This window comes from Microbacterium sp. 2FI (genome assembly GCF_005502885.1).
GTDB lineage: Bacteria > Actinomycetota > Actinomycetes > Actinomycetales > Microbacteriaceae > Microbacterium.
In genome coordinates, this window is the sequence record NZ_SCMR01000006.1 from 136,347 (window position 1) to 156,616 (window position 20,270).

Sequence of the window (20,270 nt, forward strand, 5' to 3'; positions counted from 1 at the left end):
ATGGCTGATCCGGTGGAATTCCGGAACCGACGGTGATGCGACAGAGATCTGAGAAGTACTCCGTCGCTAGTCCGGATGGGAGGCAGCACGAGCGGTGCCACGCGCACCGCCGCTTCCCGTTGCCCGGAGCACCGCAAGGTGAGACAGGACGACGGATGACGGTGACGGACGCGGAGCGCGGCGCGATGGATCGTGCCCTCGCGCTGGCGGCGCAAGGACCCCGCGGGGTGAACCCCCAGGTCGGCGCGGTCGTGCTTTCCGCCACCGGTGAGATCCTCGCCGAGGGCTGGCATCGCGGCGCCGGCACCCCCCACGCCGAAGTCGACGCGCTATCGAAGATCGCACCGGGCGCCGCCCGCGGCGCGACCGCCGTAGTCACCCTCGAACCCTGCAACCACACCGGGCGGACCGGGCCGTGCGCGGTCGCGCTGATCGAAGCGGGCGTCGCACGCGTCGTCTACGCCGTCGCCGACCCGGGCGCGGCATCGTCGGGCGGAGGCGAACGCCTGCGCGCAGCGGGTGTCGAGGTCGAGGTGGGGCTTCGCGCGGACGAAGCCGCCGAACTCGTGGACTCGTGGCTCACCGTTCAGCGCCTCGGGCGCCCGCACGTCACGGTGAAGTGGGCGCAGAGCCTCGACGGGCGCGCTGCTGCCGCCGACGGCACGAGCCAGTGGATCACCGGCCCCGACGCCCGCGCCGATGTGCATCGGCGCCGCGCGGAGGCAGATGCCATCGTCGTCGGGACCGGCACACTGCTGGCCGACGACCCGGCGCTCACGGCTCGCCGCCCGGACTGCGCCCTCTACGACCACCAGCCGATGCCCGTCGTCCTCGGGTCGCGCGCGATTCCCGCAGGTGCGGCGGTGACGCGGCATCCGCTCCCCCTCGTCCACCGGCCCGGCGGCGACCTGCCGGCCGTGCTGGCAGAGCTGCGCGAACGCGGCGTTCACCGCGTCTTCGTCGAAGGCGGACCCACCGTCGCGAGCGCATTCCTGCGCGAGGGCCTCGCCGACGACGTGCTCGTGTACGTCGCCCCGACGCTCCTCGGCGGAGATCGACTCGCGCTCACCGACCTCGGAGTCGCGACCATCGCCGAGCAGCGGCGCCTGGTGACGGCATCCGTCGAACGACTCGGCGACGACCTGCTGGTCATCGCCCACCCCGCGTCCGCACACCCCGAAGGAGAGCGCTGATGTTCACCGGAATCGTCGAAGAGATCGGTGCCGTCACCGCCGTCGAAACGGCGGGAGACGGCGTGCGGCTCACGGTGCAGGGGCCGAGAGCCGTGTCGGATGCCGCGCACGGCGACTCGATCGCGGTCAGCGGCGTGTGCCTCACGGTCGTCGATCAAGGATCGGATTGGTTCACCGCCGACGTCATGCGCCAGACGCTCGCGATGTCGACGCTCGCGGGCGTGGTGCCCGGGCTCGCCGTCAACCTCGAACGCGCCACCGTGGCGCACGGGCGACTCGGCGGCCACATCGTGCAGGGGCACATCGACGGCACCGGTGAGGTGCTCGACGTGCGCCCGGGCGCGCAGTGGAGCGTCGTGCGCATCGCACTGCCGGCCGAGCTCGCACCGCTCGTCGTCGACAAGGGGTCGATCGCCGTGGACGGGGTCTCGCTCACCGTGAGCGCAGCGAGCGAGGCGGCGCCGGCAGGCGGCATCCACTGGTTCGAGGTATCGCTCATCCCCGAAACCCTCGCGGCGACGACTCTCGGCACCCGTGTCGCCGGCGACCGCGTCAATCTCGAGACCGACATCCTGGCGCGCCACGTGCAGCGCCTGCTCTCTTTCACCGCCGCCGTCACGGCGCCCGACTCGTCCGCGGCGATTGCCGCACCCACGGAAGGAGGCTCCGCATGAGCCTTTCCCCCATCCCCGAGGCCCTCGAGGCGCTGCGCGCCGGCAAGCCCGTCATCGTCGCGGACGATGAGAACCGTGAGAACGAGGGTGACGTCGTCATCTCGGCTCAGCTCGCGACCCCCGAGTGGATCGCGTGGACCGTCCGCTGGTCCAGCGGGTTCATCTGCGCGCCGATGCCCGCCGACTGGGCCGACCGGCTCGACCTGCCACCGATGGTGGAGGTCAATCAGGATGCCCGCTCGACCGCGTACACCGTGAGCGTCGACGCGGCCGACCGCGTCTCGACCGGCATCAGCGCAGCCGACCGCGCGCACACCCTGAACGTGCTGGCAGACCCCGCATCGGTGCCCACGAGCGTGATCCGCCCCGGTCACATCCTGCCGCTGCGCGCCGTCGACGGCGGCGTGCGCGAGCGCGGCGGCCACACCGAGGCCGCCGTCGAGCTGATGCGCCTCGCGGGCCTGCAGCCGGTCGGCGCGATCGCCGAGGTCGTCGCCGAAGACGGATCGATGATGCGGCTGCCGGGGCTCATCGAGCTCGGCGCGCGCGACGGCGTGCCCGTGATCACCATCGAGCAGCTGATCGCGTACCTCAACGAGCACGAGCCGATCGCCGATCCGGGTCACGCGGTGCACAAGCGTCGAGTGAGCCTGCGCGCCGAGGCGCTCGTGCCCACATCGCACGGCGAGTTCCGCTTCCTCGCGTACAAGGACCGCACGACCGGCACCGACCACCTCGCCGTCGTCTCGGGCGAGCTCACCGACGAGGCCCCGCTCGTTCGCGTGCACTCCGAGTGCCTGACCGGCGAGGCCTTCGGGTCGCTCAAGTGCGAGTGCGGCCCCCAGCTGGAAGCAGCCCTCGACGCGATCGAGAAGGACGGCGGCGTCGTCATCTACATGCGCGGCCACGAGGGCCGCGGCATCGGGCTCATCAACAAGCTCCGCGCCTACAGCCTGCAGGAGCGGGGCCTCGACACCGTCGACGCGAACCTCGCGCTCGGCCTTCCGGCCGACGCGCGCGACTACGCGGCGGCGGCCGGCATCCTCGCCGACCTCGGGGTGCACCAGGTGCGGTTGCTCACCAACAACACCGACAAGGTGACCCAGCTGCGCGAGCTCGGCCTCCGGGTCATCGAGCAGGTGCCGCTGCTGGTCGGCGTCGGCCCCAACAACCACCAGTACCTGGCCACCAAGCGCGACCGCATGGGCCACATCATCGACGACGGCGACCTGACGGACGCCCTCGAGCAGCTGACCGAAGGAGCAGGCGCGTGAGCGGCACGGGCGCACCGAAGATCACCGGAACCGTCGACGGGAGCGGACTCGACGTCGTCGTCATCGCCGGAACCTGGCATGACGTCATCACCGACGGGCTGATCGCCGGCGCGCAGCGCGCCCTCGACGCGTACGGTGCGTCGTGGCGACTCGTACGCGTGCCCGGATCGTTCGAGCTGCCGGTCGCGGCGAAGGCGGCCCTCGAGGCGGGAGCCGACGCGGTCGTGGCGCTCGGCGTCATCATCCGGGGCGGAACGCCGCACTTTGAGTTCGTGTCGTCGGCCGCGACCGACGGCCTCACGCGGGTGGCGCTGGATACCGGCAAGCCCGTCGGCTTCGGCGTGCTGACCCTCGACGACGAAGACCAGGGCATCGCCCGCGCCGGTCTGCCGGGGTCGATCGAGGACAAGGGCTTCGAAGCCGCGGATGCCGCCGTCCGCACCGCGCTGGTGGTGCGGGAGCTGCGCGCCGGTCGCTGACCCGACGTATCACGTGAGGTCGGTTCCTCCTCCTTGCCGGTATCCCCCACCGACGCAGGAGAAGGGAACCATCATGGCCACGCAAGTCGCGTCCTATCACGTGCTCGTCTACGGCGGACCCACGGGGTACCAGACCAATCGAGCTCAGATCCAGCTCTCGGATGCGGCGGGCGCGTCCGTCGCCTGGATCCGCTTCAACGACCCCGGGATGAGCTTCGAGACGGACTACGAGTCCGACGGGTTCATTCGCATGCACCTGCCCTCGGCGATGTTCCAGCCGGTGCTGGATCTCCTCCGCAACGAGGACGGCACGTACATCTACTTCACCGCCGGCCGCGCGTTCCTCGGCACCGCGAGCGAGCCCATCGGCGAGGGCGAGTAGCGGCAGCATCCGTCCTCCCTCCCGGGTTTGGGGCGCCTTCCGTCCGCGACACGCCGGGCCCGTCGGCGTGTCGTGCACGCGGCGCGCCCCGAACCGGGATGCGGCCCATCAGACGCAAGGGATGAGGGGCGCCTTGGTGGCGCGGATGCCGTGATCGGCCTAGCGTGACCTTCATGGAGTTCCTGCGCCACCTCGTCGTCCTCGTCCACCTCGTCGGCTTCGCCATCCTGTTCGGAGCCTGGGTCGTCGAGGCGGTGAACGGGCGCAAGCAGGTGACGCGGCTCATGAACTGGGGCCTCGCGATCGCCGCCGTCGCCGGCCTCGCGCTCGCGGCGCCCTGGGGCATCGAGTACGACCTCAACTACGTGAAGATCGGCGTCAAGCTCGTGATCCTGCTCGTGATCGGCGCGCTCCTCGGCATCGGCGCGGGGCGCCAGCGCAAGAGCGGCTCGGTACCGCCGGCGATCTTCTGGTCGATCGGCGTACTGACATTCGCCAACGCGGCGATCGCGGTGCTCTGGCGCTGACGCCGGCGCGCCACCCGGTCCTCAGTCGAGGAAGAGGTGCCGCAGCCGCTTCGTCGCGAACACCAGGCCGATGCCGATCATCACGACGAAGTACGCGACGTGAACGAGCATCATCGGCCCGATCGCCCCGGTCGTGAGCCCGCGGATCAGCTCGACGCCGTGCCACAGCGGGAACGCGACGACGATCGCCTGAACCCACTCGGGGTAGACGGTGATCGGGTAGAACGTCGCCGAGAACAGGAACATCGGCAGCAGCACGAAGTTGATGAGGTCCATCTGCTGGAAGACCTTCATGTAGCTGGTGACGGCCATGCCGACGGCGGCGAACCCGAAGGCGATGAGGAGCACCGCCGGGAGAGCCAGGATCGCGGTCCACGCGAGGTTCAGCCCGAAGACCTGCATGATGACCATGAACCCGCTCGCGTACAGCAGGCCTCGCAGGAGCGCGTACATGATCTCGCCGAGGGCGACATCGAGCGGGCCGAGAGAAGTGGCCAGCATCCCCTCGTAGAGCTTGGCGTAGTTCATCTTGAAGAAGACGTTCCACGTCGAGTCGTAGATCGCGCCGTTCATCGCCGAGACAGCGAGCAGCGCCGGCGCGATGAAGGCCGCGTACGGGATCTCCATGCCGGTCGAGGTCTGCACGTCGCCGATGAGGGCACCGAGGCCGATTCCCATCGAGGCGAGGTAGAGCACCGGCTCGAAGAAGCCCGACAGCACGACGACCCAGCTCGACGAGCGGGCGGCGATGAGCCCCCGCTGCACGACCGAGCCCGGGTTGCCGGCGTACAGCGCGCGCACACCGCCGCGGCGCAGGTCACGCGCCCCGACCGGGGACGCCTGGGTGTTCTCGAGCGCGCTCACTTGGCGAGCCTCCTCGTGAAGTTGCGACGCGCGAAGGCGTAGCCGACCACCGCCAGCGTCACGAGGTACACGACGTGCACGACGGTGAGCAGCGGCTCTTCCGGCCGGCCGTACATGAGGCTGCGGCCGAGCTCGGTCGCATGCCACAGCGGCGACACCCACCCGATCGGCTGCAGCCAGATGGGGAGCGTCTCGAGCGGGTAGAACGTGCCCGAGAACAGGAACATCGGCATGAACACGAATCGCTGCACGAGCGCGAACTGCCCCTTGTCGTCTTCGATGGATGCCGCGTACGCCATGATCGGCGCCCCGAACGCCCAGCCGCCGAGGATCGACACGAAGATCGCGATCCACCCGGTCTCGGGGTTCGGCACCGCCTGGAACATCCAGATGAAGAGGTAGTACCCGCTCGCGGCCGCAGCGATGCGGGCCGTCGCGCCCAGCAGCACGCCGGTCGCGATCTGGCCCGACGCGATCGGCGAGGCGTTGAACCCGAAGAAGAAGCGCCGCCACTTGAAGCCGTCCATGACGGGGTAGGTGAACTCCTCGCTCGCGACCTGGATCGCGGCGGTCATGAGCAGCGCCGGCGCGACGAAGACGACGTACGAGACGGTGCGGCCCGAGTCGTCGGTGATCGGCGCGTCGATGAGCGCCGCGAGCCCCACGGCGAGGCCCAGCAGGTACAGGATCGGCTGCCCGAGGGCGCCGATGATGATGGTCCAGCCGTACGCGCGCATCGCGCGCACCATGTGCTCGGCGACGTAGATTGCGCCGAACGCCCGGGGCTTGCGACCCCACTCCATCGCCTCGTCGCGCAGCTGCGCGACGGTCGGGGTCTCGGTGACGGCGACCGGGCCGGGGCCGGGCGCGTCGGGACCGTCGGGACGCAGGCTCATTCGATCAGCGACCTTCCGGTGAGGCGCAGGAACACGTCCTCCAGGCTCGAGCGGCGCACGAGCGAAGTCATCGGATGCAGCCCCAGCGTCTCGACGATGTGCGCGAGCGCCTTCTCGCCGTCTTCGGTGTAGATGAGGATGCGGTCGGGAAGCACCTCGACCCGATCGTGCGACGAGAGCCCGTCCGGCCCGCGGAGCCGATCGGCGACGCCCACGTTCGCGTCGGACCCGAACCGCACCTCGAGAACCTCGCGGCTGGAGTGCTCGCGGATGAGCGACGCGGGTGTGCCCTCGGCCATGATCCGGCCCTTGTCGACCACGATCAGCCGGTCGCAGAGCTGCTCGGCCTCGTCCATGTAGTGGGTCGTCAGCACGAGCGTCGTACCGCGCTCCTTCAGCCGGAAGAGGCGATCCCACAGCACGTGGCGCGCCTGCGGGTCAAGTCCCGTGGTCGGCTCGTCGAGCAGCAGGATGCGGGGGTCGTTCACGAGCCCGCGCGCGATGGTGAGTCGCCGCTTCATGCCGCCCGAGAGCTGGTCGACCTTGCTCTTGGCCTTCTCCTCGAGCTGCGCGAAGGCGAGGAGCTCGTCGGCCTTCTGCGCGCACACCTTGCCCGGCAGGCCGAAGTACCGCCCGTAGATGTAGAGGTTCTCACGCGCATTCAGCTCGCCGTCGAGGTTGTCCTGCTGTGGCACGACCCCCAGGCGCGAGCGGATCTCGGGGCCGTAGCGATCAGGATCCAGGCCCAGGATCGACAGCTCGCCGCGCGTGCGCGTCGACACCGCCCCGATCATCTTCATCGTCGTGGATTTGCCCGCCCCGTTCGGGCCGAGGAGCCCGAACGACTCACCCGGCGCGACCTCGAACGAGAGCCCGTCGACCGCGAGGAAGTCAGGCTTGCCCTTCACCGGGTAGGCCTTGACGAGGTTCTCTGCGACGATGACGGGCTCTGGCACCGGACTACCCTAACGCCGCCCGCCGACACGGCACACGCTGCGTCAACTCCGGTTGACAAGCGAGAGAAGTGTCAACTACGGTTGACGCCGGATGCCGCTGCCTCGGCATCCGATCGTGAAAGGACGCCGATGAGCGGAGACGATCTGCGCACCCTCATCGGGTCGGCGCCCGAACGCGAGCCGATCGCCGAGCTCCACCGCCTCGCCGACGTCCGCCGCGAGCTCGCACGCGCCGAAGAGGTGCAGGTGCGCCGCGCGCGCAACCTCGGGTACTCGTGGCAGGCGATCGCCGGAGCCCTCGGCGTGACCCGGCAGGCCGTCCACAAGAAGTACGGTCGAAGGTAACCCCCGATGCACGAACGAGGTACACCCATGCCCTCCGCCGAACTCGACGCCGAACGCGGCACCGATCTCGAGGCCACCCCGGCCACCACGCCCCGCACCCGCGGTCGCGGGCGCCGCGGCAAGGCCGACGACGGGCCACGCGCCACCTTCGGGCAGCTGCTGCCCTACCTCTTCGAGCACAAGCGGACGCTCGTCATCGTCGCGGTGCTCAGCGTGCTCAGCGCGATCGCGACCCTCGTGCAGCCGCTGCTGGTCGGCCAGGTCATCGAGCGCGTGCAGAACGAAGTCGACCTCGGGTTTCTGCTGTGGGCGCTCGTCGGGTTCGTGGTCGTCGGCTCACTCATCTCGGGCTTCCAGCACTACCTGCTGCAGCGCACCGGCACCGCGGTGGTCTATTCAAGCCGTCGCAAGCTCATCGCGCGCATCCTGCACCTGCCGATCAGCGAATTCGATGCGCGCCGCACGGGCGACCTCGTCTCGCGCGTCGGCAGCGACACGACCCTCCTGTACGCCGTGCTCACGCAGGGGCTCTCGGATTCCATCGGCAACGCACTCGTCTTCGTCGGCGCACTCGTCGCGATGGCGGTGATCGACCCGATCCTTCTGGCGATCATCGTGATCGTGATCGGCGTCTCGGTGGTCGGAGTCGTGGCGCTTTCCGGACGCATCCGCACGGCATCCACCGAGCAGCAGGAGAAGGTCGGCGAGCTCGCCTCCGGCGTCGAGCGCGCGGTGGGATCGATCCGCACCGTGCGCGCGGCCGGCGCCACCGACCGCGAGGTCGACGCCGTCACCGAGCGCGCGACCGACGCGTACCGCGTGGGCGTTCGGATCGCGAAGGTGTCGGCGCTCGTCGTGCCGATCGCCGGCATCGCGCTGCAGGTCTCGCTGCTCGTCGTGATCGGCCTCGGCGGCTACCGCGTGGCGACCGGGGCGCTGTCGATCGCGAGCCTCGTGACCTTCATCATGTTCCTGTTCCTCCTGATCGCGCCGCTCGGGTCGTTCTTCGGCGCGATCACCTCGGTCAATCAGGCGCTCGGCGCACTCGGCCGCATCCAGGAGGTGCTCGATCTGCCGATCGAGGATCAGGACGACGCGGCGCTCGCGGCGGCGGCGGTGCCGGCATCCGGCGATGTCGCGTCGGCCGGCACCGCGCCCGCGATCGAGTTCCGCGACGTGCGCTTCCGCTACCCCGAGGCGGTCGTCGCCGCCCGCCGCAAGGCCGAGACCGAGGCGAAGGCGGTGCTCGAGAACGCGCACGTCGACACGTCCGCGATCGCGCTGGGCTCGGCATCCGACTCCCCCATCACATCGACCGAGACGGATGCCGCCGGTGACGTGCTGGGCGGTGTGTCGTTCTCGGTGCCGCGGGGATCGCGCGTCGCCCTCGTCGGGCCGTCGGGTGCGGGAAAGAGCACGACGCTTGCGCTCATCGAGCGGTTCTACGATCCGACCGGCGGCGCGATCCTGCTCGACGGCGTCGACGTGCGCCGACGCCCGCGTGCCGAGCTGCGCGCACAGCTCGGGTACGTCGAGCAGGACGCCCCGACCCTCGCCGGCACCATCGGGGACAACCTGCGCCTGGCCTCGCCCGAGGCGACGGATGCCGAGTGCGAGGCCGTGCTGCGCGCGGTCAACCTCGGCGAGGTGCTCGACCGCAGCCCGCTCGGACTCGACGCCCCCGTCGGCGAGTCGGGTGTCATGCTCTCGGGCGGCGAGCGCCAGCGCCTCGCGATCGCCCGCGCGCTGCTGGCCGCTCCCCCGATCCTGCTGCTGGACGAGTCGACGTCGTCGCTCGACGGCCTCAACGAGCAGCGTATGCGCGACGCGATCGACGCCGTCGCCGCGGGGCGCACGCTGATCGTGATCGCGCACCGCCTGTCGACCGTCGTAGACAGCGACCTCATCGTCGTGATGGACCACGGCCGTGTCGTCGGCCAGGGAACGCATTCCGAGCTCGTCGCCACGACCCCGCTGTATCGCGACCTCGCGAAGCACCAGCTGCTGGTCTGAGACTCGGCCGCTGGGTCGAGCGCCGCCGAGGCTGCTCACCTCCGGCGCTTGGGGCGCCCCGCGTGCGCGACACGCCGAGTTCGAACCGCGCCGCCCCCACCCACTCCGGGTTTGGGGCGCCTCCCGTGCGCGACACGCCGGACACCCCGGCGTTTCGCGCACGGATCACGCCCCAAGCCCAGGAACGAGAGCGTCAGACAGCCCGAACCGCAGGAGACGAGCGTCAACGGCCCCCGGACCGCCGGGTCAGCTGCGCTGCAGGCGGTACCGCAGCGCCGCGAGCTCGGCCCACAGCGGCGCCGGGATGCGGCCCTCGAAGGTGCGGTAGAACTCCTCGGTGAGGTCGGCCTCGTGCAGCCACAGCTGCGGGTCGACCGCGAACAGCTCGTCGAGGTCCTGCTGCGGCACCTCGATGCCGTCGAGGTCGAGGTCGGCGGTGACGGGCAGGCGCCCGATCGGACTCTCGACCGCGCCGACCTCGCCGTCCAGGCGGCGGACGATCCAGTCGATGACGCGCGCGTTGTCGCCGAAGCCGGGCCACAGGAACCGGCCGTCGGCGCCCTTGCGGAACCAGTTCACCTGGAAGATGCGGGGCGCGCGGTCGAACCGCAGCTTCTGCCCGACCTTGAGCCAGTGCCCGAAGTAGTCGGCCATGTTGTAGCCGCAGAACGGCAGCATCGCGAACGGGTCGCGGCGCAGCTCCCCCACGGTTCCCTCGGCGGCGGCCGTGCGCTCAGAGGCGATGTTCGAGCCCATGAACACGCCGTGGGTCCAGTCGGTGGCCTCGAGGACGAGCGGCACGTTGGTCGCGCGGCGGCCGCCGAACAGGATCGCGTCGAGCGGAACACCCTCGGGGGCATCCCAGTCGTCGGCGATCTGGGGGCACTGCTCGGCGCGCACGGTGAAGCGCGAGTTGGGGTGGGCTGCAAGACGACCGGAATCCGGCGTCCACGGCTTGCCCTCCCAGTCGATGAGCTCTGCCGGCGGCTCGTCGGTGAGTCCCTCCCACCACACGTCGCCGTCGGGGCGGAGCGCGACGTTCGTGAAGATCGTGTTGCCCCACAGCGTCTCGACGGCGGTGACGTTGGTCGACTCGCCGGTGCCCGGCGCGACACCGAAGAAGCCGGCCTCGGGATTGATCGCCCACAGGCGCCCGTCGTCGCCCGGGCGCAGCCACGCGATGTCGTCGCCGAGCGTCTCGACGCGCCAGCCCGGAATCGTCGGGCGCAGCATCGCGAGGTTCGTCTTGCCGCACGCCGACGGGAAGGCCGCGGCCAGGTGGTAAGCGCGGCCGGCCGGGTCGATGACGCGGATGAGGAGCATGTGCTCGGCGAGCCAGCCCTCGTCGCGGCCGATGACCGAGGCGATGCGCAGCGCGAAGCACTTCTTCGCGAGGATCGCGTTGCCGCCGTAGCCCGATCCGAACGACCAGACCTCGAGCGTGTCGGGGAAGTGCACGATGTACTTCTCGTCGTTGCACGGCCACGCGACGTCCTGCTCACCCGGGGCGAGCGGCGCGCCGACGGAGTGCACCGTCTTCACCCACGGTGCACCCCCGGCGATCTCGCGCAGCACCTCGGTGCCGACGCGGGTCATGATGCCGATCGAGGCGACGGCGTAGGCACTGTCGGTCACCTGCACGCCGATGTGCGAGAGCGGACCGCCGACGGCCCCCATCGAGAACGGCACGACGTACATCGTGCGGCCGCGCATCGACCCCTCGAACAGGGGCGTGATGGTGGCGCGGATCTCGGTCGGCGCGATCCAGTTGTTCGTGGGTCCGGCGTCTTCTTCGAGCTCCGACGCGATGAAGGTGCGGCCCTCGGTGCGGGCGACGTCGCTCGGGTGCGAGCGGGCGAGGTACGAGCCCGGGCGCCACTCGGGGTTCAGCTTGATGAGCTTGCCCTCGTCGACCATCTCGCGCAGGAGCGCCTCGCTCTCGGCACGCGAGCCGTCGACCCAGTGGATGCTGTCGGGCTGCGTCAGCGCCGCGATCTCGTCGACCCATGCGACGAGCTGCGCCATCCCCGTGCCGTGGACCGCAGGCAGGTGTCCGAACGTACGCGCGACGGGGGCCGCAGCGGGCGCGGAGCCTTCGGGTCGCGTGAAGATGTCGGCAAGTGCCATGGTGTCGCTCCTCTTCGATTCGACGATGAGATCTGGTGTCTTCCTCCACTTTCGCCCACTTACGCGGGCTCTTCTGGGCGCGCGTGCCGTCAAGAGTTGCGATTCTTTCGCTATGCTCAAGGAATGCCGCCCACCTCGCTCGAACTCTCGACCCTCGGCCATCGCATCCGCCACCAGCGCGTCTCACATGGATTGACGCTCGATGAACTGGGCGAACTGGTCGGCGTCGCAGGCAGCCATCTGAGCCTCATCGAGAACGGCAAGCGCGAGCCGAAGCTGTCGCTCCTGCAGGCGATCGCCGCCGCCACCGGCGTCGAGGTCGCCGATCTGCTGTCTGCCGAACCCCCCAATCGCCGCGCCGGGCTCGAGATCGAACTCGCCCGAGCGCAGTCGGGATCGGTCTTCCGCCAGCTCGGCATCGCACCCGTGAAGATCACGAAGGGGATGACCGACGACACGCTCGAGTCGATCCTGGGCCTCCACCGCGAATTGCAGCGGCGCGAGCGAGAGGCCATCGCGACCCCCGAAGAGGCGCGGCGCGCGAACACCGAGCTGCGGCTGAAGATGCGCGAGGTCGACAACCACCTTCCCGACATCGAGAAGCTCGCCGAGAAGCAGCTCAAGTCGGCGGGCCATGTCTCGGGTGCGCTCACCCACCGCACCGTCAGCGTCATGGCCGAGAAGCTCGGGTTCGAGCTCATCTACGTCAGCGACCTCCCCCACTCGACGCGCTCGATCACCGACCTCGAGAACGGCCGCATCTACCTGCCCCCGGCATCCATCCCCGGCGGGCACGGGCTGCGCTCGATGGCGCTGCAGGCGATGGCCCACCGGCTGCTCGGCCACCGGCGCCCGACCGACTACGCCGACTTCCTGCAGCAGCGGCTCGAGATCAACTACTACGCCGCGTGCTGCCTCATGCCCGAGACCGCGTCGGTGGCGTTCCTCCAGCAGGCGAAGAAGGACCGCGACCTCGCCGTGGAGGACTTCCGCGACGCGTTCGGCGTGACGCACGAGGCCGCGGGCCTGCGCCTCACCAATCTCGCGACGAGGCATCTCGGCATCCGTCTGCACTTCCTCCGTGTGGACGGATCGGGCGCGATCACCCGCGTCTACGAGAACGACGATCTGCCGCTCCCGATGGATGTCACCGGCGCGGTCGACGGGCAGATCGCGTGCCGCAAGTTCGCCGCGCGCAGCGCCTTCAGCGAGCAGAACCGCACGACCGAGCACTACCAGTACACCGACACCCCGGCGGGCACCTTCTGGTGCTCGTCGCAGACCGGGTCGACTGCCGACGGGGAGTTCTCGATCACCGTCGGCGTCCCGTTCGACGATGCCCGCTGGTTCCGCGGCCGCGAGACGCAGAAGCGCGCAACGTCGACCTGCCCGGACGAGGCCTGCTGCCGCCGCGCTCCCGCCGACGCCGCGGAGCGCTGGGCCGGAAAGGCCTGGCCCAGCGCCCGCGTGCACATGCAGATGTTCTCGCCGCTGCCGCGCGGCGCGTTCCCGGGGGTCGAAGACAACGAGGTGTACGACTTCCTCGACCGCCACGTGTGAGGGCGCGCGGGGCTCCGTGCGTTCCTGCGCGCTATCTCCCCATGAACGCCCGGTAGCGCTCCAGCGCCGCGAGCGACTCGGCCTCAGTCGCCCCACCCTCGACGAGCCACTGCACGGTAGGGGCGAGGTGCAGCCGCGCGAGCGCGTGCGAGTGGGTCCAGGTCGCCACGACCTCACCGCGCGCCAGCAGTATCGGCCGCATCGCACCGCCGTCGAGCACCGCGCGCAGATGCTCGGGCGCGCACCCGGCCGTGCGATCGGCGTAGGAGAGGAAGTACTCCTCGAAGGGTGGCAGCGCGACGACGTCGGGTGCGGACGGATGCCGACGCGGCCGGTCCGCGGCGACCCACGTGTCCTCGGCCATCCGCGTCAGCCGCCCCGAGCCATCGGCGGCCTCGGCCGCTCGCCGCGCGGTGCCGAGCGGCAGCCCCGACCACCACGCGAAGTCGCGTGTGCCGGCGGGCCCGTGCGAGACGATGTAGCGCGTGAAGAACTCGGCGAGCGGATCGGCGGGCACCGTATGCTGCGCGATCCAGTCCTCGACCAGCACGATGTACTGCTCCCTTGTCGGCCCCTCCGCGCGCGGCACGACCGGGCCCTGGCACAGCAGCCCGCGCAGCGACAGCCCGACCAGCAGGTGGTAGCCGCGCTGATTCGCGGTGCTCAGCCCGCCCCGCTCGAAGACCTCGAAGAGCTCGCGGCGGGTGAGCCGCCCGCCTCCGGCGAGCGCGATTCGGGCCAGGCGCTCGGCGAGCGACAGCTGGTCGGCATCCAACCCTTCGCGGCGATGGACGGATGCCGCACCCCGATGCTGCCGCTCACCCGTGAGCGCGAGAACCCAGCCGAGATCCTCGGAAGGGATCACGTGGATGGTGCCGCGCATGGTCCACGACCGCACGATCTCGCCGCGGTCGAACGCAGCGTCGACCTGCGCCAGCGTCGGATTCCCGCGCGTGCGCGCCGCGAGCGCGAGGCGCCCGCCCCAGAACTCCTGCCCCTGAGTGGCGAGCATGTGCCGCGCCGCCTCGGCGACCGTCGCGGCAGGAGCGCTCAGCCGGTGCGACCGAAGACGCTCGGAGCGCAGGGCGACGGCATCCATCCGCCCATCATGGCAAAGCCCGCGGACACGCGGTGTCCGCCGGCGACCGTGGACCTCAGCGTTGATGCGCGGCGTCGTAGGCGGCGCGGGATTCCTCGATGTGCGGGTGGTTCTCGATGGCCCAGTCCGCCAGCGCCATGGCGAGCGTGATCAGCGTGCCCCCGAGATCGGTGAGCTCGTATTCGACCCGCGGCGGCACCTCGGCGTACACGGTTCGGGTGATGAGACCGTCGCGCTCGAGCTGGCGCACCGTGAGCGTGAGCATGCGCTGCGAGATGCCGGGGATGTGTCGCTGCAGTTCACTGAATCGCAGCCGCTCGTCGCGCAACGTCGCCACGACCAGCAGCGACCACTTGTCGCCGACGCGGTCGAGCACGTCGCGGATCGCGCGGCCGTGATCGACGTCGCCGGCCGCCTCGCACGAGCGCTCGTAGCCGGTCGGGGCCGGATCGCCGGTCACCTCGACAGACATGTCTCGTGCCAACTGTTGTCACCTGCTTACATCCGTGTGCCTTTTGTGCGCGTCTCGAAGATGACGCATCATGGGGTTACTTACAAACAGTAACAGACCCCACGATCACTACCTGGAGCCCTGCATGATCATCGCCCTCTGGATCCTCAACGGCCTGCTCGCCCTCGCGTTCGTCGCTGCCGGCACGATGAAGGTCGCCCGCCCCCGGACCGCCCTCGTCGCGAGCGGCATGGCCTGGGCGGACGACTTCACCGACCCGACCGTCAAGCTCATCGGCGCCGCTGAGATCGTGGGCGGTATCGGCCTGATCCTGCCGCTGCTCACGGGCATAGCGCCGATCCTCACGCCCGTCGCCGCGACCGCGCTCACCATCGTGATGGCCGGAGCGGTCGTCGTTCACGTCCGCCGCAAGGAGAACGCGGCACCCTCGATCGTCCTCGGCGTCCTGTCGGCCGTGAGCGCCGTGCTCGGATTCCTCGTCGTGCTCTGATCCCGGCACGAAAGAGGAGCGGATGCCGCAGACCGCGGCATCCGCTCCTCTCATGTCGTCGACCGGCGCCCGATCAGGCGAACGGGCTGGCCGTGAGCGTGTACTTCGTCTGCAGGTACTCGTGGATGCCCTCGGCGCCGCCCTCGCGGCCGAGGCCCGACATCTTCCAGCCGCCGAAGGGCGCCGCGGCGTTGGAGACGACGCCGACGTTAAGGCCCATCATTCCGGTCTCGAGACGCTCGATCATGCGCTGACCACGCGAGAGGCTCTCGGTGAAGACGTACGAGACGAGGCCGTACTCGGTGTCGTTCGCGATCGCGACCGCTTCGTCCTCGGTGTCGAACGGGACGATCGCGAGCACAGGCCCGAAGATCTCTTCGCGGAGGATCGCACTCCCCGGCTGCACGTCGACGACGACGGTCGGCTCGTAAAACGTGCCGACGCCTTCTCCGCGCTGGCCGCCGGTCCGCACCTCGGCGCCGCGCTGAACGGCGTCGCCGACGAGCTCCTCGGCCTTGGCCACCGCCGCGTCGTTGATGAGGGGTCCGATCTGCACGCCCTCCTCGGTGCCGCGGCCGATCTTCATCGCCTGCACGCGCTCGGTGACGCGGCGGGCGAACTCGTCCATGACCGAGCGGTGCACGATGAAGCGGTTCGCCGCTGTGCAGGCCTGCCCGATGTTGCGGAACTTCGCGAGCATCGCCCCGTCGACGGCCTTATCGAGATCGGCATCGTCGAAGACGACGAACGGCGCGTTGCCGCCGAGCTCCATCGAGGTGCGCAGCACGCCCTGCGCCGCCTGCTCGAGGAGGCGCTGACCGACGCCGGTCGACCCGGTGAACGAGAGCTTGCGCAGGCGCGGGTCACGGATGATCGGCTCCGACACGGCGCCCGACGTCGACGTCGTGAAGACGTTCACGACGCCCTTCGGGAGCCCGGCGTCTTCGAGCAGCTTCGCGAAGTACAGGGTCGTCAGCGGCGTGAGTTCGGCGGGCTTGATCACGACGGTGCAGCCGGCGGCGAGCGCGGGCGCGATCTTGCGGGTCGCCATCGCGAGCGGGAAGTTCCACGGCGTGATGAGGAAGCACGGCCCGACGGGATGCTGCGACACGATCATGCGGCCGGTGCCCTCGGGGTTCGCGCCGTAGCGCCCCTGGATGCGCGCGGTCTCCTCGCTGAACCAGCGGAGGAACTCGCCGCCGTAGCCGACCTCGCCGCGGGCTTCGGCGAGCGGCTTGCCCATCTCGATCGTCATGAGGAGGGCGAAGTCCTCCTTGCGCTCCTGCAGCAGGTCGAAGGCGCGGCGCAGGATCTCGGCCCGCTCGCGCGCGGGCGTCGCCGCCCAGGCCGGGAACGCGTCGACGGCGGCGTCGAGTGCGGCCTGGCCATCGGCGGGGGTGGCGTCGGCGATCTCCTTGACGACCCGACCGGTCGCGGGGTCGAAGACCCGCAGGCGCCCGCCGCTCTCGGACTCGCGCCACTCGCCCCCGATGAAGAGGCCCGCGGGCACGTTCGCCAGCAGCTCGGCCTCGCGGGCTTCGGTCACAGTGCTGTCCACCACGGGACTCCCTCGTCGTCATCGGATGCCGCCGTCTGCGGCATCCGTTCCATCAATGCGTGCGCGCCCATTCTGCCGCGCCGCCCCCCACCCCGCCGATATACGCCTCGTACATCCCCCCACTGCCTCTCTCCCTCGCGTACACCCCGTCCTCGACCCGTTTACGGACGGAACACGCCGCGGCTGCCCGATGCGCACACGGCGCGTCCCGTCCGGAAACGGTCACGGGTTCCCGACGAGGGAGCGCGCGAAGAACGCGGAGAGGTCGGCCGTCGCCGACAGCGGAAGGACGGCGGCGACGTACTGGTCGGGCCGCACGACGACCACGACGCCGTCGCGCGACAGTCCGCGCTCGACGAAGATGTCGGCGCTGTTCCAGCCGGTCAGCCCGGCCGCGTACACCTTCTCCCAGTCGGTGAGGCCGAGTGGTCCCGTCTGCGGCAGGAAGACGCCCGGCGACCGGGTGATGTCGACGTCGTCGAACGACTGCTGGTAGATGACCTTCACGTCGAACACCGCGTCGGCGTCGGCTCCGACAGGCGTGTGCCGAGCGATCGGACCCTCAGGCGAACCCAACCACGCCGCCCACTCCCCCAGAGCCGACGGCTCGCCCGCAGCCGGGGCATCGGCGAAGGCGTAGATACGCCAGCGCCCGTCGGCCTTCGCGTGATGGCCGAGGTGCACGACGTTGCCGTCGCACACGCGCACGACCTGCACGGACTGGAATCGTTTGCCGAGCGGGAAGCCCGGCGCGAGGGCCTGGTGGTCGGCATCCGCCACGATCATCGACGGGCCGTACTGAGTCATGAAGCCGGACGGGAACTCCGCCGTGGCGAGGTAGTAGGTCGCGAGATCCTGTGGGTCGGAGATCTCCTCGGGCTTGCGCGCCATGAGCGCAGACCACTCGCGGTCGAAGTCGATGAGCTGCTGCGCCACCGGCTGACGCTCGGCCGAGTAGGTCTCCAGCAGCGCCGCAGGGCTCAGCCCCGCGAGCACGTGCCCGAGCTTCCAACCGAGGTTGAAGCCGTCCTGCATCGACACGTTCATGCCCTGCCCGGCCTTCGCGCTGTGCGTGTGGCACGCGTCTCCGGTGAGGAACACGCGGGGCGCACGCTCCTCACCCACCGACACGTCGTCGAACTTGTCGGTGACGCGGTGCCCCACCTCGTACACGCTGTGCCACGCGACCTGCTTGACGTCGAGGGAGTACGGATGCAGGATCGCGTTCGCCCGGCGGATGATCTCGTCGATCGGAGTCTGACGCACCCGGTGATCGTCGTCTTCGGCGACCTCGCCGAGATCGATGTACATGCGGCTGAGGTATCCACCCTCGCGCGGGATGTGCAGGATGTTCCCGGCCTCGGAGTTGATCGCGCATTTGGTGCGCCAGTCGGGGAAGTCGGTGTTCACGAGCACGTCCATGACCCCCCACGCGTGCGCCGCGAACGCGCCGACGTGTCGACGGCCGATCGCCTCGCGCACCGCACTCCGGGCGCCGTCGCAGCCGACGACGTACTTCGCGTGGACGGTTCGCTCCTCACCCGCACGCTCCCCCGCCGTGTGCCGCAGGCGCACCTCGACGGGATACTCGCCGCTGTCCTGATCCGCGCCGTCATGCGCCGTGAGCCCGATGAACTCGATGCCGTAGTCCGGCACGATGCGGCACGGGCCGTGCGCGGCGGCCTCGGCGAAGTAGTCGAGCACGCGCGCCTGGTTGACGATGAGGTGCGGGAATTCGCTGATCTTGAACGCGTAGTCCTCGGTGCGAGCCGTCCGACGGATACTGCCGGGATTCTCGGGATCGGGCCCCCAGAAGTTCATGTACGCGATGTTGTAGGCCTCGGCGACGATGCGCTCGGCGAACCCGAATGCCTGGAACGTCTCGACGCTGCGCGGCTGGATGCCGTCTGCCTGCCCGAGCACGAGCCGCCCGTCGCGGCGCTCGACGATGCGCGTCGTGACGTCCGGGAACTGCGACAGCTGGGCTGCGAGGAGCATCCCTGCCGGGCCCGAGCCGACGATCAGCACGTCCATCTCGTCGGGGAGGTCGGCGGGCCGGTCGATCCCCGTCCCGGCGGCGGGCTGCACCCGCGGATCGCCCGAGACGTACCCGTGGTGGTGGAACTGCATGTTCGTCGATCCCTTCCTCGGACATCTGCGTCGAGGGTCTTGCTCAGGCAGCGAGCATGTTCTATATTCGAACATGCTGTTCTACTATTGAACGGATCGTATACGACGCGAATGCTCAGCACAATCCTCAGTGCGCTCGAGAGGACCCCCGTTGGAAGAGAAGGCCCCCGCGTCGCAGACGCTCAGCCGCGGCATCCGGATCCTCGAGACCCTCGCCGATGCCCGCGAGCCGCTGTCGATCGATGACGTGGCCCATCACCTCGGGGTGCACCGCTCGGTGGCGTATCGCCTGGTGCGGACGCTGGAAGAGCACGGTCTGGTGGTGCGCGACGGCAACGGGCGACTCGCACTGGGTGCCCGCATGGCGGCACTCGCGGCCGGCGTGGCTCACGACCTGCAGGCCGAGGCGCTCCCCGAGCTGACTGCGGCGGCGAACGATCTGGGCATGACGTGCTTCCTGTCGATCCTCGATCGCGACGAGTGCGTCACGCTCGCGAGCGTCGAGCCGCGGCACGCGGTCGCCTCGGTCGCCCAACGGCCGGGCACGCGGCATCCGGTCACCGTCGGGGCGCCCGGCAAGGCGATCCTCTCGCTCGTCGCCGAGCCGGCGTGGCCGGCCGACCTGGACGATGAGCATCGTGCAGAAGTGCGGCTTGGCCGCGAGCGCGGATGGGCGACGAGCCACGACGAGGTGATCGCGGGCCTCCGTTCGATCGCCGTGCCGCTGACGCTCCCGACGGGCGAGCGAGCCGCGATCGCGGTCGTCTACCTGTCGGATCCGCATCCGGATGCCGACATCGCTGCGCGGCTCACGGCCGTGGCATCGGCGATCCGGTCGGCGATCGGCGGCTGAGTCGGCCGCTCAGCGCTGAGAACCCCCGACGTCGTCGACGAAGCGGATGTTGTACTCCGCGACCCGCTGCGGCACGCCCGCGAACGCCTCGGCGCGGGCGTCGGAGGCCATGTACTCCTTCTCGAGTGCGAGGAACGCCTCCGGGTCGCCGGGGGCGCTCACGGCCCAGACGAACTCGTTCGTCGCAGGCAGTCCGTACGCGAACTCGATCGCGAAACCAGCGACCGGCCGTACGCGCGGCATGCAGCCTTCCCACCACGACACGAACGCGTCGTACTCCCCATCGACGAGCGTGTACCGGCGCAGCTGGATCGTCTTCATCGCTCCATCATGCCGTGGGCGCGGTCCTATACTCGAAGTCGTCCGACGGGAACGATC

The 20,270-nt window shown here is 70.1% G+C and carries 20 protein-coding genes; 11 read left to right on the plus strand and 9 right to left on the minus strand.

Going from position 1 to position 20,270, the window contains the following annotated elements; all coding sequences use genetic code 11:
• Window positions 1-155 precede the first annotated feature (155 nt).
• The 6 genes from ribD to FFS15_RS07565 all read left to right on the plus strand — a co-directional run bounded on the left by ribD (window position 156) and on the right by FFS15_RS07565 (window position 4,529).
• Entirely contained in the window at window positions 156-1,193 is a 1,038-nt protein-coding gene (ribD, locus tag FFS15_RS07540) for a bifunctional diaminohydroxyphosphoribosylaminopyrimidine deaminase/5-amino-6-(5-phosphoribosylamino)uracil reductase RibD (RefSeq protein WP_137844397.1), read from the plus strand.
• A complete protein-coding gene (locus FFS15_RS07545; RefSeq protein WP_137844398.1) occupies window positions 1,193-1,867 on the plus strand; it encodes a riboflavin synthase in 675 nt (224 codons plus the stop codon). Before ribD ends, FFS15_RS07545 begins: the two co-directional genes overlap by 1 nt.
• The gene (ribA, locus tag FFS15_RS07550; protein WP_137844399.1) at window positions 1,864-3,141 is read left to right on the plus strand and encodes a GTP cyclohydrolase II; all 1,278 of its coding nucleotides are present in this window, start codon (window positions 1,864-1,866) and stop codon (window positions 3,139-3,141) included. The genes FFS15_RS07545 and ribA overlap by 4 nt, the downstream gene beginning before the upstream one ends.
• On the plus strand, window positions 3,138-3,620 hold the full coding sequence (gene ribH, locus FFS15_RS07555) for a 6,7-dimethyl-8-ribityllumazine synthase (protein WP_137844400.1): 483 nt from the start codon (window positions 3,138-3,140) through the stop codon (window positions 3,618-3,620). Before ribA ends, ribH begins: the two co-directional genes overlap by 4 nt.
• Window positions 3,621-3,693: 73 nt before the next feature.
• Entirely contained in the window at window positions 3,694-4,002 is a 309-nt protein-coding gene (locus FFS15_RS07560) for a hypothetical protein (protein WP_137844401.1), read from the plus strand.
• Between the two features lie 173 nt (window positions 4,003-4,175).
• Complete coding sequence (locus tag FFS15_RS07565; RefSeq protein WP_137844402.1) at window positions 4,176-4,529, plus strand: Fe-S protein; 354 nt, start codon at window positions 4,176-4,178, stop codon at window positions 4,527-4,529.
• Between the two features lie 21 nt (window positions 4,530-4,550).
• Here FFS15_RS07565 and FFS15_RS07570 read toward each other — a convergent pair whose 3' ends face one another.
• Genes FFS15_RS07570 through FFS15_RS07580 form a run of 3 tightly spaced genes read right to left on the minus strand, consistent with a single transcriptional unit; the run spans window position 4,551 to window position 7,245 of the window.
• Window positions 4,551-5,393: an ABC transporter permease gene (locus FFS15_RS07570; protein WP_171013121.1), complete on the minus strand. Its 843-nt coding sequence runs from the start codon at window positions 5,391-5,393 to the stop codon at window positions 4,551-4,553.
• Window positions 5,390-6,289: an ABC transporter permease gene (locus FFS15_RS07575; RefSeq protein ID WP_137844403.1), complete on the minus strand. Its 900-nt coding sequence runs from the start codon at window positions 6,287-6,289 to the stop codon at window positions 5,390-5,392. Before FFS15_RS07575 ends, FFS15_RS07570 begins: the two co-directional genes overlap by 4 nt.
• The gene (locus FFS15_RS07580; RefSeq protein WP_137844404.1) at window positions 6,286-7,245 is read right to left on the minus strand and encodes an ABC transporter ATP-binding protein; all 960 of its coding nucleotides are present in this window, start codon (window positions 7,243-7,245) and stop codon (window positions 6,286-6,288) included. The genes FFS15_RS07575 and FFS15_RS07580 overlap by 4 nt, the downstream gene beginning before the upstream one ends.
• A 129-nt stretch (window positions 7,246-7,374) precedes the next feature.
• Between FFS15_RS07580 and FFS15_RS07585 the strand changes: the two genes are divergently transcribed.
• The gene (locus FFS15_RS07585) at window positions 7,375-7,590 is read left to right on the plus strand and encodes an AsnC family protein (RefSeq protein WP_137844405.1); all 216 of its coding nucleotides are present in this window, start codon (window positions 7,375-7,377) and stop codon (window positions 7,588-7,590) included.
• 27 nt (window positions 7,591-7,617) lie between these two features.
• Window positions 7,618-9,603 carry an ABC transporter ATP-binding protein gene (locus FFS15_RS07590; protein ID WP_137844406.1) on the plus strand — a complete coding sequence of 662 codons (1,986 nt, stop codon included), beginning with the start codon at window positions 7,618-7,620 and terminating at the stop codon, window positions 9,601-9,603.
• A 246-nt stretch (window positions 9,604-9,849) separates the two neighbouring features.
• Here FFS15_RS07590 and FFS15_RS07595 read toward each other — a convergent pair whose 3' ends face one another.
• Window positions 9,850-11,730 carry a phosphoenolpyruvate carboxykinase (GTP) gene (locus FFS15_RS07595; RefSeq protein WP_137844407.1) on the minus strand — a complete coding sequence of 627 codons (1,881 nt, stop codon included), beginning with the start codon at window positions 11,728-11,730 and terminating at the stop codon, window positions 9,850-9,852.
• 123 nt (window positions 11,731-11,853) lie between these two features.
• Between FFS15_RS07595 and FFS15_RS07600 the strand changes: the two genes are divergently transcribed.
• Window positions 11,854-13,290 (plus strand): XRE family transcriptional regulator, encoded by a 1,437-nt coding sequence (locus FFS15_RS07600; protein ID WP_137844408.1) that lies wholly within the window; start codon window positions 11,854-11,856, stop codon window positions 13,288-13,290.
• 31 nt (window positions 13,291-13,321) lie between these two features.
• On the opposite strand, the gene FFS15_RS07605 is transcribed toward FFS15_RS07600, so the two are convergent.
• Window positions 13,322-14,389, minus strand: coding sequence for a winged helix DNA-binding domain-containing protein (locus FFS15_RS07605; protein ID WP_137844409.1), 1,068 nt, complete (start codon window positions 14,387-14,389; stop codon window positions 13,322-13,324).
• A 55-nt stretch (window positions 14,390-14,444) separates the two neighbouring features.
• On the minus strand, window positions 14,445-14,861 hold the full coding sequence (locus FFS15_RS07610; RefSeq protein WP_137844410.1) for a helix-turn-helix domain-containing protein: 417 nt from the start codon (window positions 14,859-14,861) through the stop codon (window positions 14,445-14,447).
• 124 nt (window positions 14,862-14,985) lie between these two features.
• Between FFS15_RS07610 and FFS15_RS07615 the strand changes: the two genes are divergently transcribed.
• On the plus strand, window positions 14,986-15,351 hold the full coding sequence (locus FFS15_RS07615) for a DoxX family protein (protein ID WP_137844411.1): 366 nt from the start codon (window positions 14,986-14,988) through the stop codon (window positions 15,349-15,351).
• Window positions 15,352-15,424: 73 nt separating this feature from the next.
• Here FFS15_RS07615 and FFS15_RS07620 read toward each other — a convergent pair whose 3' ends face one another.
• Both FFS15_RS07620 and FFS15_RS07625 read right to left on the minus strand, forming a co-directional pair.
• Window positions 15,425-16,897 (minus strand): NAD-dependent succinate-semialdehyde dehydrogenase, encoded by a 1,473-nt coding sequence (locus FFS15_RS07620; protein WP_137844434.1) that lies wholly within the window; start codon window positions 16,895-16,897, stop codon window positions 15,425-15,427.
• 234 nt (window positions 16,898-17,131) lie between these two features.
• Window positions 17,132-19,039, minus strand: a complete 1,908-nt coding sequence (locus tag FFS15_RS07625) for an FAD-dependent monooxygenase (protein ID WP_137844412.1) — start codon at window positions 19,037-19,039, stop codon at window positions 17,132-17,134.
• A gap of 151 nt (window positions 19,040-19,190) precedes the next feature.
• On the opposite strand from FFS15_RS07625, the gene FFS15_RS07630 reads away from it, so the two are divergent.
• Window positions 19,191-19,892 (plus strand): IclR family transcriptional regulator, encoded by a 702-nt coding sequence (locus tag FFS15_RS07630; protein WP_137844413.1) that lies wholly within the window; start codon window positions 19,191-19,193, stop codon window positions 19,890-19,892.
• A gap of 9 nt (window positions 19,893-19,901) precedes the next feature.
• On the opposite strand, the gene FFS15_RS07635 is transcribed toward FFS15_RS07630, so the two are convergent.
• A complete protein-coding gene (locus tag FFS15_RS07635; RefSeq protein ID WP_137844414.1) occupies window positions 19,902-20,213 on the minus strand; it encodes a hypothetical protein in 312 nt (103 codons plus the stop codon).
• Between the last annotated feature and the right edge of the window lie 57 nt (window positions 20,214-20,270).

Coding starts and splice junctions, on each gene's coding strand:
- FFS15_RS07615 (WP_137844411.1), top strand. CDS start 14,986: ATGATCATCGCCCTCTGGATCCTCAACGGCCTGCTCGCCCTCGCGTTC.
- FFS15_RS07590 (WP_137844406.1), top strand. CDS start 7,618: ATGCCCTCCGCCGAACTCGACGCCGAACGCGGCACCGATCTCGAGGCC.
- ribA (WP_137844399.1), top strand. CDS start 1,864: ATGAGCCTTTCCCCCATCCCCGAGGCCCTCGAGGCGCTGCGCGCCGGC.
- FFS15_RS07575 (WP_137844403.1), bottom strand. CDS start 6,289: ATGAGCCTGCGTCCCGACGGTCCCGACGCGCCCGGCCCCGGCCCGGTC.
- FFS15_RS07610 (WP_137844410.1), bottom strand. CDS start 14,861: ATGTCTGTCGAGGTGACCGGCGATCCGGCCCCGACCGGCTACGAGCGC.
- FFS15_RS07605 (WP_137844409.1), bottom strand. CDS start 14,389: ATGGATGCCGTCGCCCTGCGCTCCGAGCGTCTTCGGTCGCACCGGCTG.
- FFS15_RS07595 (WP_137844407.1), bottom strand. CDS start 11,730: ATGGCACTTGCCGACATCTTCACGCGACCCGAAGGCTCCGCGCCCGCT.
- FFS15_RS07560 (WP_137844401.1), top strand. CDS start 3,694: ATGGCCACGCAAGTCGCGTCCTATCACGTGCTCGTCTACGGCGGACCC.
- FFS15_RS07565 (WP_137844402.1), top strand. CDS start 4,176: ATGGAGTTCCTGCGCCACCTCGTCGTCCTCGTCCACCTCGTCGGCTTC.
- FFS15_RS07625 (WP_137844412.1), bottom strand. CDS start 19,039: ATGCAGTTCCACCACCACGGGTACGTCTCGGGCGATCCGCGGGTGCAG.
- ribD (WP_137844397.1), top strand. CDS start 156: ATGACGGTGACGGACGCGGAGCGCGGCGCGATGGATCGTGCCCTCGCG.
- FFS15_RS07600 (WP_137844408.1), top strand. CDS start 11,854: ATGCCGCCCACCTCGCTCGAACTCTCGACCCTCGGCCATCGCATCCGC.
- FFS15_RS07635 (WP_137844414.1), bottom strand. CDS start 20,213: ATGAAGACGATCCAGCTGCGCCGGTACACGCTCGTCGATGGGGAGTAC.
- FFS15_RS07585 (WP_137844405.1), top strand. CDS start 7,375: ATGAGCGGAGACGATCTGCGCACCCTCATCGGGTCGGCGCCCGAACGC.
- FFS15_RS07545 (WP_137844398.1), top strand. CDS start 1,193: ATGTTCACCGGAATCGTCGAAGAGATCGGTGCCGTCACCGCCGTCGAA.